The organism is Microbacterium sp. AG157 (assembly GCF_003385695.1).
Classification (GTDB): domain Bacteria; phylum Actinomycetota; class Actinomycetes; order Actinomycetales; family Microbacteriaceae; genus Microbacterium; species Microbacterium testaceum.
Map to the genome: position 1 here is coordinate 1,134,247 of NZ_QRDK01000001.1, position 11,058 is coordinate 1,145,304.

11 protein-coding genes are annotated in these 11,058 nt (G+C 72.7%); 7 read left to right on the forward strand and 4 right to left on the reverse strand.

From position 1 onward, the window contains the following. Positions 1 to 139: 139 nt before the first annotated feature. On the reverse strand, positions 140 to 898 hold the full coding sequence (locus DEU35_RS05405; protein ID WP_103207141.1) for an SDR family NAD(P)-dependent oxidoreductase: 759 nt from the start codon (positions 896 to 898) through the stop codon (positions 140 to 142). 32 nt (positions 899 to 930) lie between these two features. Further along, on the reverse strand, positions 931 to 1,779 hold the full coding sequence (locus DEU35_RS05410; RefSeq protein WP_103206989.1) for a sugar phosphate isomerase/epimerase: 849 nt from the start codon (positions 1,777 to 1,779) through the stop codon (positions 931 to 933). 112 nt (positions 1,780 to 1,891) lie between these two features. On the opposite strand from DEU35_RS05410, the gene DEU35_RS05415 reads away from it, so the two are divergent. The 4 genes from DEU35_RS05415 (at position 1,892) to DEU35_RS05430 (ending at position 6,609) form a co-directional block, all read left to right on the forward strand. Further along, positions 1,892 to 3,655: a dihydroxyacetone kinase family protein gene (locus tag DEU35_RS05415; RefSeq protein WP_116238803.1), complete on the forward strand. Its 1,764-nt coding sequence runs from the start codon at positions 1,892 to 1,894 to the stop codon at positions 3,653 to 3,655. Continuing rightward, the gene (locus DEU35_RS05420) at positions 3,652 to 4,128 is read left to right on the forward strand and encodes a ribose-5-phosphate isomerase (RefSeq protein WP_116238804.1); all 477 of its coding nucleotides are present in this window, start codon (positions 3,652 to 3,654) and stop codon (positions 4,126 to 4,128) included. The genes DEU35_RS05415 and DEU35_RS05420 overlap by 4 nt, the downstream gene beginning before the upstream one ends. Positions 4,129 to 4,210: 82 nt before the next feature. Further along, positions 4,211 to 4,888, forward strand: a complete 678-nt coding sequence (locus DEU35_RS05425) for a GntR family transcriptional regulator (RefSeq protein ID WP_103206992.1) — start codon at positions 4,211 to 4,213, stop codon at positions 4,886 to 4,888. A 386-nt stretch (positions 4,889 to 5,274) separates the two neighbouring features. Next, positions 5,275 to 6,609, forward strand: a complete 1,335-nt coding sequence (locus DEU35_RS05430) for an MFS transporter (protein ID WP_103206993.1) — start codon at positions 5,275 to 5,277, stop codon at positions 6,607 to 6,609. A gap of 64 nt (positions 6,610 to 6,673) precedes the next feature. Here DEU35_RS05430 and DEU35_RS05435 read toward each other — a convergent pair whose 3' ends face one another. Further along, positions 6,674 to 7,624, reverse strand: a complete 951-nt coding sequence (locus DEU35_RS05435) for an alpha/beta hydrolase (protein WP_170210731.1) — start codon at positions 7,622 to 7,624, stop codon at positions 6,674 to 6,676. A 195-nt stretch (positions 7,625 to 7,819) separates the two neighbouring features. Between DEU35_RS05435 and DEU35_RS05440 the strand changes: the two genes are divergently transcribed. Both DEU35_RS05440 and DEU35_RS05445 read left to right on the forward strand, forming a co-directional pair. Further along, positions 7,820 to 8,326, forward strand: a complete 507-nt coding sequence (locus DEU35_RS05440; RefSeq protein ID WP_116238806.1) for a hypothetical protein — start codon at positions 7,820 to 7,822, stop codon at positions 8,324 to 8,326. 130 nt (positions 8,327 to 8,456) lie between these two features. Beyond that, entirely contained in the window at positions 8,457 to 9,164 is a 708-nt protein-coding gene (locus DEU35_RS05445; RefSeq protein WP_103206995.1) for an SDR family NAD(P)-dependent oxidoreductase, read from the forward strand. Positions 9,165 to 9,309: 145 nt separating this feature from the next. Here DEU35_RS05445 and DEU35_RS17515 read toward each other — a convergent pair whose 3' ends face one another. Further along, positions 9,310 to 10,332 carry a methylenetetrahydrofolate reductase C-terminal domain-containing protein gene (locus DEU35_RS17515; protein WP_116238807.1) on the reverse strand — a complete coding sequence of 341 codons (1,023 nt, stop codon included), beginning with the start codon at positions 10,330 to 10,332 and terminating at the stop codon, positions 9,310 to 9,312. Positions 10,333 to 10,443: 111 nt separating this feature from the next. On the opposite strand from DEU35_RS17515, the gene DEU35_RS05455 reads away from it, so the two are divergent. Further along, positions 10,444 to 11,058, forward strand: coding sequence for a pyridoxal 5'-phosphate synthase (locus DEU35_RS05455; RefSeq protein ID WP_116238808.1), 615 nt, complete (start codon positions 10,444 to 10,446; stop codon positions 11,056 to 11,058).

Sequence of the window (11,058 nt, forward strand, 5' to 3'; positions counted from 1 at the left end):
TCCCCCTCATGCGCAGTGCGTGGGCCCGGGCTGACCGACCGCGCGCACCGGAGTGCCGGCGGAGCGCGACGGCGCACCGCCCACACGCTGAACGCCGCGTCCGCCCCGAGGGGCGGGCGCGGCGTCGTGGCAGGGCGGCTCAGGAGATGTGCGAGCCGCCGTTGATGTCGTAGGTCGCACCGGTGATGTAGGCCGACCGGTCGCTCATCAGGAACTCGAAGAGGTTCGCGATGTCTTCCGCCGTCGCCTGACGTCCGAGCGGCACGTCGGCGGCGAGCTTCGCCTCGAGTTCGTCGTTCGTCGCACCCGCGCGGATGTCGGTGGCCACCACGCCGGGGGTGACGGCGTTCACGGTGACACCCGACGGTCCCAGCTCGCGCGCGACGGCGCGGGTGAAGCCGAGGATCGCGGCCTTCGCGGCCGAGTAGGGCACGCCGCCGAAGACGCCGCCACCGCGGATGGCCGACACCGACGACATGTTGACGATGCGGCCGTACCCCCGTTCGGCCATGCCCGCGGCGATGCGCTTGGTCACGACGTACGTGCCCGTGGCGTTGATCGACATGACGCGGTTCCACTCGGCCAACGTCGTCTGCAGGAAGCGCGTGGGCGAGGTGATCCCGGCGATGTTGGCGAGGGATGCCACGGGCGGGAGGTCGTTCTCGATGCGCGCGACCACAGCGTCGACCGCGGCCTCGTCGGTGACGTCGGCGCCGTAGCCGAACGCCTCGACGCCGAACTCCTCGCGGAGTTCCGCAGCGACGGCCTCGGCCGCGGCGGCATCCAGATCGATGACGGCGACGGGAGCGCCGGTCGCGGCGAGCGCGCGAGCGGTGGCGCGGCCGATACCGCGGGGCGAGCCGGCGCCGGTGACGACGGCGGTGGTGGGCTGGGACATGGGGTGTTCTCCTTCGAAACGGGTGGCGTTGGTCACACGGGGACGATCGCTGCGGCGAGCAGGGCGCTGAGGTGTTCGGCCGCGGCACGGGCGGCATCCGCCCGATCGGCGTCGGCGGTATCGCGCGTCTCGAGCTCGAGCGCGAGGTCACCGGTGTAGCCGACCTCGGCGAGCGCGGCGGCGAGGTCGGCGAAGTCCACCCGTCCGCGGCCGATCGAGTGATGGATGTACCCGGGCTCGGCGTCGCGCAGGTGCACGTGGCGCGTGCGCGCGGCGTGCGCGTCGAGGAAGTCGCGGGGATCGCCGCCTCCCGCGACGATGTGGCTGGTGTCGAGCACGACGCCGATCCCGGCGGGCAGACGCGAGAGCAAGGCACCCGCGCGGTCGAGGTCGTACGCGAGGCGGAAGAAGTGCGGTGCCTCGACCCACAGCTCGACGCCGCGGGCGCGGGCGGTCGCGGAGATCTCGACGAGACGCGCGGCGACGAGGTCGAGGTCGGCGTCGAGGTCGACGACGGGGGTGTGCTCCTGCGCGCCGTTGGGGAGCACGAGCGCATCGGACCCGATCGCGACGCACAGGTCGAGCAGCCGGTCGACGTGCGCGGCGCGGCGGGCGGCCGACCCGCCGGAGTCCGGGTGGTTGAGATCGCCCACGTCGGCGTTCACCGACCGGACGCGGAGACCGGATGCCACGACGGTGGCGGCCACGGCGGTCACGGCCGCCTCGTCCAGCTCGAAGGGCACGTGGTCGCAGACGCCGGGGAGGGCACCGAGGTCGATGCCCTCGAAGCCGCGGGCGCGGATCTCGGCGAGCGCCTCTGCGAGTGGCAGGTGGCGCAGCGTGATGGTCGAGCACGTGATGCGGGGGTCGATGACGGCCACGGTTCTCCTCCTCGAGTGTGACGCCCATCCGGGCTTGACGATGACACTATCTGTTCTATTGTTAACATTCAAACACTGGACGTGTTCCACCGCTCCTCACCGGAGGTCGACGATGACCCGACTGTTCAATGACCCGGCCGATTTCCCCGCCGAGATGCTCGAGGGATTCGCCGCCGCCTACCCCGACATGGTCGCCCCCGTGCCCGGCGGCGTCGTGCGCAGCACCGCCTACGACAGCGTCGCCGTCCTCGCCGGCGGCGGCTCGGGCCACTACCCCGCGTTCTGCGGCCTCGTCGGCACGGGCCTCGCGCACGGCGCCGTCGTGGGCAACATCTTCTCCTCACCCTCGGCCTCGCAGGCGGTCGCGGTCGGCCGCGCCGCCGATCGCGGGCAGGGCGTGATCTTCACCTTCGGCAACTACGCCGGCGACGTCCTGCACTTCGGCGAAGCGGCTACGCGCCTCGCAGACGAGGGGATCGACGCGCGCATCGTGCTCGTCACCGACGACGTCGCCAGCGCCCCCCGCGACCAGATCGACAAGCGTCGCGGCATCGCCGGCGACCTCGTCGTCTTCAAGGTGCTCGGCGCGGCCGCCGACGAGGGTCTCCCCCTCGACGAGGTCGTCGCGGCGGGGCGCCACGCGAACGGCCGCACGCGCACCTTCGGCGTCGCCTTCGACGGCTGCACGCTGCCCGGCGCCGACGGGCCGCTCTTCCGCGTCCCCGAGGGGATGATGTCGCTGGGGCTCGGCATCCACGGCGAACCGGGCGTGAACGACGTGCCGATCGCCTCGGCCGACGACCTCGCCGCGATGCTCGTCGACCGGCTTCTCGACGAGCTCCCCGACGGCGTCGACCGGGCCCGCGGCCAGCGCGTCACCGCGCTGCTCAACGGTCTCGGCACGGTCAAGTACGAAGAGCTCTTCGTCGTGTGGCGCCGCGTGTCGCAGCTGCTGGATGCCGCGGGCGTCACCGTCGTGAGCCCCGACATCGGCGAGCTGTGCACGAGCCTCGACATGGCGGGCATCTCGCTCACGCTCGTCTGGCTCGACGACGAGCTCGAGCGCCGGTGGACCTCGCCCAGCCTCACGCCCGGCTACCGCAAGGGCAGCGCCCGGCCCGCCGCGCAGCTGGACGCCGACGCCCGCGACGAGTTGCGCCGACGCGCCGTCGTCTCGGGCGCGGAGATCGAGCCCGGGACCCCCGAGGCCCAGAACCTGGCCGCGGGGGTGCTGCTCGCCCTCGAGACGCTGCACACCACGATGGCCACCCATGCCGTGGAGCTCGGGCGGATCGACGCGGTCGCCGGAGACGGCGATCACGGGATCGGCATGGAGCGCGGAACTCGCGCGGCGCTCGACGCCGCGCGAGCCGCCGCCGAGCGCGGAGCCGGGGCCGGAACCCTGCTCGCCCGCGCCGGCACCGCCTGGTCGGACGTCGCCGGCGGCACGTCGGGAGCCCTGTGGGGGGGAGCCCTGCGTGCCGTCGGCGCGTCTCTCGGCGACACCGAGTCCGCCGATACCGCGCGCCTCATCACGGCCCTGCGGGCCGGGGGCGACGCCATCACCGGAACCGGCGGCGCGACCCTCGGCGACAAGACCATGGTCGACGTGCTGCTGCCCTGGTCCGAGGCCCTCTCGGACGGACCCGCGGATGCCGCGACCCTCCGCTCCGCCCGCGCCACCGCGATCACGGCGGCCGGCGCCACCGCCGCCCTCACGCCGCGCCTCGGCCGCGCCCGTCCCCTCGCCGAACGCAGCGTCGGCACCCCCGACGCGGGCGCCGTCTCGCTCGCGCTGGCCGTCGCCGCCCTCACCGACCTCGCGCTCGGGGACTCCACCCCGGCGCTCCCGCTCATCCTGGAAGGACACTCATGACCGCGCTCGAACCCCTCCGCCTCATCATCGGCTGCGACGACGCCGGCTACGACTACAAAGAGGCCCTCAAGGCCGACCTCGCGGCATCCGACCTCGTCGTCGACGTCGTCGACGTGGGAGTGGATGCCGACGGCCACACCGCGTATCCGCACATCGCGGTGGACGCGGCCCGCATGGTCGCCGACGGCCGCGCCGACCGCGCGCTGCTCATCTGCGGCACGGGCCTGGGCGTCGCGATCGCGGCGAACAAGGTGCCCGGCATCCGGGCCGTCACCGCGCACGACTCGTTCTCGGTCGAGCGCGCCGTGCTCTCCAACGACGCGCAGGTGCTGTGCATGGGCCAGCGCGTGATCGGACTCGAGCTCGCGCGCCGTCTCGTGCGGGAGTGGCTCACGTACCGCTTCGACCCGTCGTCGGCGTCGGCCGAGAAGGTCGCGGCGATCTGCGGGTACGAAGCACCCGGAGCCGCGTGAGGAGCCGCGCCCGTCGGTCCCGGCTGCGGGCGGCGGGCGCCTGGTGACGCCCCTCGCGGCAGCGGCGACTAGGTTGGTCTCCATGCCGACCTCCCCCTCGAGCGCGCTGCGCGGTCTCGGCAGTGTGAGCCGCAACACGCTGCGCGAGCAGATCCTCACGCGACTGCGCGACGCAGTGTCGTCGGGTGAGCTGGCCCCCGGCACGCACCTGGGCGAGATCGAGCTGGCTGACTCGCTCGGAGTGTCTCGCGGCACGCTGCGCGAGGCTCTGCGCCACCTGCAGCAGGAGGGCCTGCTCGCCGCCGATTCGCGCGGACGCCTGTCGGTGCGGGTGGTGTCGGCCGCCGACATCCGCGAGATCTTCGACGTGCGCTACGCGCTCGAGTCGCTCGCGTGCGAGGAGATCTGCGCCTTCGACGACCGTTCCGACGCGGCGGCCGTGCTGCGTGAGCGCCTCGACACGCTGAACGCCGCCGAGGAGTTCGCCGCGCGCGTGCGCGCCGACCTCGCCTTCCACGAGACGCTGTGCGAGCTGAGCGGCAATGCCACGCTGCTGCAGTCGTGGCAGCGGGTCGCCGGGCTCGCCCGCGCGGCGCTGACCAGCGGCGGACTCGACGTGGCGGTGGCGAACATGTCGATCGACCGGCACATGCCCCTCGTCGACATCCTCGTCGAGGGCGACCCCGACGCCGCGCGTCGGTTCCTGCGCGGACACATGGATGCCGCCGTCGAGCGCCTGCTCGACCGCGTCGAGGCCTGATTCCCTCGCGCTGACCCGACGACCGCCCGATCGTCGAAGCGATAACCCCTGCCCCTCGTCGGCCCGCCGTCCTGCGGAGTGCGGTGCGCGGCATCCGGCGGGGCGGGGCCCTCGGGCGTCTCTGCGGCACGCCGTCCAGCGGAGCGCGCGGGCGACACGCCGCGCACAGCCGCCCGGAACGGATGCGGCGGCACCCGACTCCGCACGACGGCACACGGCCACCCGCCCGCGGCGACCGCGGACAGTGGCATCCGGAAAAAATGTCCGTTGAGGTGTTGCGCCCAGGGTCCTACTGTTGCATTGTTAACAATCGAACCCAGAGCGTTCAGCCCGCCGGTCTCCATCGATGGAGCACGCGGAGGCTATCGAAGAAGATAGGAAGACCCATGGCACAGGCCACGACGTCGACCCCGGTGCTCGGCACTCCCCACCGCTGGCGCGTTGCCGCCGGCAGCACCGTCGGCACGACCATCGAGAACTACGACTTCATCGGTTACGGCACCGCCGCAGCCCTGTACTTCGGAACGGCGTTCTTCCCCGACGCCGATCCCCTTACGGGCACCCTGCTGTCGTTCGCGACGCTCGGCGTCGGCTTCGCCGCCCGCCCCATCGGCGGCATCATCGGCGGCTACCTCGGCGACAAGATCGGCCGCAAGCCGGTGCTGATCGCCTCGCTTCTCATCATGGGCCTCGCGACGTTCGCAATCGGCATCCTGCCCACCTACGCCACGGTCGGTGTCGCCGCTCCCATCCTGCTCGTGGTGACCCGCATCATCCAGGGCCTCGCGTTCGGCGCCGAGTGGGGCGGCGCGATCCTCATGACGTACGAGCACGCCCCCTGGCGCCGCAAGGGTGCGTTCGGCGCTCTGCCGCAGGCGGGCTTCCCGCTGGGGCTACTGCTGGCCAACCTGGCGTTCTTCGCCAGCTCGGGACTGCCCGACGACTGGAAGTGGCGCACGCCCTTCCTGCTCTCCGCCCTGCTGGTGTTCGCCGGTCTCTACATCCGCTTGAAGGTGGAGGAGTCGCCCGAATTCGAGGAGATCAAGGAGGAGGGCAAGATCGAGAAGAACCCCCTCCTCAGCGTCCTGCGCTCCGACTGGCAGAACCTGCTGCGCGCCTTCTGCATGCGCATCGCCGAGACCGCCGGGTACGCGATCGCCATCACCTACATGTCGTCCTACCTCAAGAGCAACCAGCTCGCCGACCCGTCGCAGACCATCCTCGCGATCGTCGTCGCCGCACTCGTCGGCTTCCCCGCGACACTGTTCTGGGGATGGCTCACCGATCGCATCGGCCGCAAGCCCGTCTACGTCTTCGGCACGACGATGATCCTGCTGTCCGGCATCCCCCTGTTCCTCCTCGCCAATACCGGGGTGTTCCCGCTCATCGTCGCGGTGTTCGTCTTTAGCTTCGCGATCTGCCAGAACTCCCTCGCCGGAACGCAGGCGTCCTGGTTCCCCGAGCTGTTCAACACCGGCACGCGATCCTCGGGTGCCTCGCTGGCCTATCAGCTCTCCGCGGTCGTGTCGGGCTTCACGGCCTTCTGGGCCGTGAGCCTCTTCCAGGCCTTCGGGTGGGTGGGCCCGGCGGTGCTCTTCAGCTTCTACGGCCTGGTCGGCCTCATCGCCGCCGTCCTCACTCCCGAGACGAACGGCCGCCGCCGCCGAGAGGCCGACGACGTCGCCGAGGCGGAGGCCAAGCGCGAGCTCGTCGGAGCCTGACCCCCTTCGAGACGCCGGATGCCACGGACCCCGCCGGGTTCGTGGCATCCGGCGTCTCCGGGGGTCACACGAACGCCGCCCGCACGGCCGGCCCGATCTGCGCGAGCACCTCGTCGCGCGCGGGCGTCGAGGGGAACACCAGGAAGAGGTGCGGCACGCCCTCGCGGCGCACGAACGTCGTCGGGACGTCGGAGGCCAAGAGTCGTTCCGCGTACTCCTCCGCCTCGTCCGACAGCGGGTCCACCGCCGCGGCGACGATCACGGCGGGTGCGGATCCGGCCACGTCGGGGGCACGCAGCGGGGCCGCCCCGACGGGCACGGCGCCCACGGCATCCGGGACGTACAGCCCCCAGTACCACTGCATGCCGCGCGCGGTCAGCGGCAGGTCGTCGGTGTGGGCGCGATAGCTCGGACGGGTCGGATCGGGCGCGTCGAGCACCGGGCACAGCAGCACCTGACACCGGATGCCGGGAGCCCGGCCATCCCGCGCACGCAATGCGAGCGCGGCCGCGAGGTTGCCGCCCGCGCTGTGCCCGGCGACGCCGAGGAGCGCGGGGTCGATGAGTCCGTCCGCCCCCGTCGCGGCGAAGCGCAGCGCGCGGTCGAGGTCGTCGAGGCCGGCCGGGAAGGGATGCTCGGGCGCGAGGCGGTAGTCGACGCTGAGCACCTGCGTGCCGGTGGCGACCGCGAGCGCGCGGCACAGGGCGTCGTTGTTGTCGAGGTTTCCGGCGACCCATCCGCCGCCGTGGGCGAACACCAGGGTTCCGCGGTGTTCGGCGCGCGGGCGGTACAGGCGCAGGGCCAGGCCCTCGGCCTCGAGGTCGATCGATTCGAGGCTGTCGTCGTCGGGCACGCGGACCCACGACGGGTTCGCCCGCAGCTCCGAGAGGCGCGCGGCGTCGTCGCCCTCGGCATCCGTCGCTCCGGAGGGGATCGTGCCCGCCCGGGCGGCGAGGCGCTCGAGATGAGCGCGCACGGCGAGGTCGGTGATCGCGGGGTGCACGGCGTCGGCCACGGGTGCCCTTCTGTCGAAGTGTCCAGAACACGCCGCGCGGGCTCTTCCGTGGCGGCGTATTCTGGACACTCGACGGGAAGGCGGCGGGCGGCGGTGAGTCGAGCGTAGAGCGAGGGATGCCGCCGACCCGGCGCGGACGACCATCTTTCACGCCGCCGAAACACGGGCGTCGTCCAGCTCCCGCACGATGGCGTCATGCCTTCGCCGGAACAGCGCGCCGCCGGGATCCTCGCCGCGGAGCGCTTCGTCGTGATCGGAACGGCCGACGCCGAAGGGCCATGGACCGCCGCCGCGCAGTACCGGCTGCTGCCGGGCGGCCTCTACGTCGAATCCGATCGAGAGTCGCGGCACGCGCGCGCGATCGTCTCCGCGGGAGTGGCGTCGGGGGTCGTGTACGACTCCTCGGCGGATGTCTCCGACGCCGACGGGGTGCAGTTCGCCTTCCGCGCGCGCGAGGTGGGCGGGGCAGCGGTGCACGACGTCCTCTCGGCACGGCTGCCGCGCGATGCGGTCGATGCCTCCGGCCTTGCGGCGGAGGTCGCCGCGATCGCCGGCATCCCGCGCAAACGGCTCTATGTGCTCGAGGTCGAGCGCGCCTACGTCTTCGACCGCGACGCGTGGCGCTCGCGCGGGACCGATGCGCGGATCGAGGTCGACGCGGCCCTCGTCTGGGGTCTGCTCGCGGCGTCGACCGCGCGCTGAGCGGTGGCTCCCGACGACGTCGCTCACCGCCCGCCCCGTTACGTCGCCGAAACAGCGGCGTCGTCGTCTCGATCACCGACGGGCGTACCGTGCGGCCGAGGGCGACCCGACGCCCCCCGGAAGGAGCCTCATGTCTCAGCGCGTGATCGTCACGGGAGGATCCGGCGGTATCGGCGCCGCGATCGTGGAGAGGTTCGTGACGGACGGTGCGCGGGTCGCGGTTCTCGATCGTCGCGCTCCCGCCGCTGAGCCGGCATCCCTCTTCTTCTCCGTCGACCTGCGAGATCCCCTCGACACCCGCCGCGCGGTGGGTGAGGCGATCGCCGCGCTCGGGGGGATCGATGTGCTCGTCAACTGCGCCGGGGTGTTCCAGCACGTCTCGCTCCTCGACATCACCGTCGACGACTGGGACCTCGTGCTCGACATCAACGCCCGCGCGACGCTGGTGACGATGCAGGCCGTCGCGCCGGTCATGCTCGAGGCGCGCGCCGGCTCGATCGTCAACATCGCGAGCATGGCCGCCAAACAGGGCGGCGGCGGCGAGGGACATTACGCCGCATCGAAGGCCGCGGTCGTCGCGCTCACGCGCGCGGGGGCACAGGAGTGGGGATGCCACGGTGTGCGCGTCAACGCCGTGTGCCCCGGATACGTGCTCACCGACATGGGCGCCGACACCCGCTCCGACGACGACGTGCGCACATGGAGCGCGAAGTCGCCGCTCGGGCGACTGGGCGCGCCCGAGGACGTGGCGGGGGTGACGCACTTCCTCGCGTCGCCCGCGGGCGGCTATCTCACCGGCCAGGCGATCAACGTCACGGGCGGCATGATCATGCACTGACGCGGGCGCGTGGCCGCGCCCGAGCCGGGCGGAACTCCTGAGAAACGTCAGCCGCGCCGGCTCGAGCCGCGGGGAATCGGCGCGCCGCGGCACCCGACCGGCGGAATCTCAGGAGTATGGCCCGCCGCGACCCACGGTCGGGCCGTCATCGCAGCCGCCGCGCCACCTCCGCCATCGCCTCGGCGAACGATTCCTCGGCGCCGTCACGCCCGCCCGACAGGTTGACCCCGACGACGCCGGGCAGCGCGAGCATCTCCTCGGCGAGCGCGACGGCCAGGGCGATCCCCTCCGCGCGCGGGTCGCGGGCGGACCGTACGCGATCGAGGAACCCCTCGGGCAGCACCAGCGTGGTGAACGACTCCAGCAGGTCGGCCGACGCGTGGTCGACCACGACGGGGACGCAGGGGATGAAGCGGACGCCCTCGCCCACCTCGTCGATGAACCGGCGCACGGGCGCCGCCCCGCCGGCGTGGTTCACGAAGCAGACGTCGGCGCCGGCGCGCAGCTTCTCGCGCAGGCGAGCGGCGCGGCGCTCGACGGGCGGCGCGGCGGGAGAGGCGGCGACCGAGACGACGTGACCTGAGGCACGGGCGAGGGCGGCGGCCTCGGTGGAGTCGAGGTCGAAGACGGGGGCGGCATCGGGCCGGTGGCCGGTGCGGGTGTGGTCGCCGGTGACGCAGTGCACACCCGCCACCCCCTCGACCGCGAGGGCGGCGAGCTCCCCCTCGATCGCCACCCGGTTGCGGTCGCGCATGTTCAGGCCGGTCCACACGCGCAGGCCGCGCCGCTGCAGCAGATGCGCGCGATACGCCGGAGGGAACTGCACCCGCGCGCTTCCCGCGTCGCCGGCGAGAACGGCATCCACCGGTCCCGAGAGCACGTCCGCGCACGCGTCGATCGAGGCGACGCTGAGCGCGCGGGCAGGAAGGTCGGCCACCACCCAGGGGCGGGTGCCGAGGGCGGCGAGGGTGGCCTCGGCAGCGGCCGTGCGGGGCGCCGGGGCCGGACGCTCGGACCGATCGACGCCCGTCCACGCGACGGTCGGCCGGTCGAGGAAGGCGCAGCGATGGGCAGCGTCGATCTCGCACGATCCGTCGAAGCCGACCCCGCCGCAGGGTCCGTACTCCATGCGCTTCGGGCACGCGTCGATCAGGGGCAGCACGGTCATGACCGGAGTGTAGGGAGCGCGTGTTTCGACGAATGTTCATGGCGGCAACATCGCCGAAACGCGCGCTGCCTACGCTCGTCGATACCCGCAGCAGCTCCCCCGGAGGTGGCCATGATCACGGCCGGCACCACGTTCGGTTCCGACGTCGACGACATCGACGCGCTCGTCGACGATCCGCTGGAGCTCGTCCAGCAGTGGCTCCCGCCCCACGAGGGGGAACTGCGCCCCCTCGCCGCTCTCTCGACCGTCGGGCTCGACGGCATCCCTTCGCTCCGGCACGTGTTGATCAGCGACCGGGATGCCACGGGCGTCTACTTCCACACCGACTCGGCGAGCACGAAGGTCGCCGAGATCGCCGCCAACCCGGTCGCGGCGATGGCCGTGGCGTGGCCCGAGGTCGGCCGCCAGCTCGTCGTGCGCGGAATCGTCGAGCAGGTGAGCGCCGCCGAGGCGGCGGCCGTCTACCGGGAGCGATCCCGTTACCTGCAGCTGCTCGCATGGCTGAACACGCACGAGAACGCCCACCTTCCGGTCGAGGCGCGGCACCACCTGTGGGCGGAGTTCTCCGACGCCCACCCCGCGCTCGACCCGCCCGAGCGGTGGGTCGGGTTCCGGCTGCGCCCGGTGACGCTGACGTTCTGGCGCGGCGACCCGATCGGTCAGAGCACGCGCCAGCACTACACGCTCGCCGACGGCCGCTGGTCGGGCCGGATCCTGGCGGGCTGA

What these genes read in the sequence shown, in the direction of transcription:
- DEU35_RS05405 (WP_103207141.1), bottom strand. Translation starts at nt 898, where the DNA reads ATGTCCCAGCCCACCACCGCCGTCGTCACCGGCGCCGGCTCGCCCCGC.
- DEU35_RS05415 (WP_116238803.1), top strand. Translation starts at nt 1,892, where the DNA reads ATGACCCGACTGTTCAATGACCCGGCCGATTTCCCCGCCGAGATGCTC.
- DEU35_RS05420 (WP_116238804.1), top strand. Translation starts at nt 3,652, where the DNA reads ATGACCGCGCTCGAACCCCTCCGCCTCATCATCGGCTGCGACGACGCC.
- DEU35_RS05425 (WP_103206992.1), top strand. Translation starts at nt 4,211, where the DNA reads ATGCCGACCTCCCCCTCGAGCGCGCTGCGCGGTCTCGGCAGTGTGAGC.
- DEU35_RS05430 (WP_103206993.1), top strand. Translation starts at nt 5,275, where the DNA reads ATGGCACAGGCCACGACGTCGACCCCGGTGCTCGGCACTCCCCACCGC.
- DEU35_RS05440 (WP_116238806.1), top strand. Translation starts at nt 7,820, where the DNA reads ATGCCTTCGCCGGAACAGCGCGCCGCCGGGATCCTCGCCGCGGAGCGC.
- DEU35_RS05445 (WP_103206995.1), top strand. Translation starts at nt 8,457, where the DNA reads ATGTCTCAGCGCGTGATCGTCACGGGAGGATCCGGCGGTATCGGCGCC.
- DEU35_RS17515 (WP_116238807.1), bottom strand. Translation starts at nt 10,332, where the DNA reads ATGACCGTGCTGCCCCTGATCGACGCGTGCCCGAAGCGCATGGAGTAC.
- DEU35_RS05455 (WP_116238808.1), top strand. Translation starts at nt 10,444, where the DNA reads ATGATCACGGCCGGCACCACGTTCGGTTCCGACGTCGACGACATCGAC.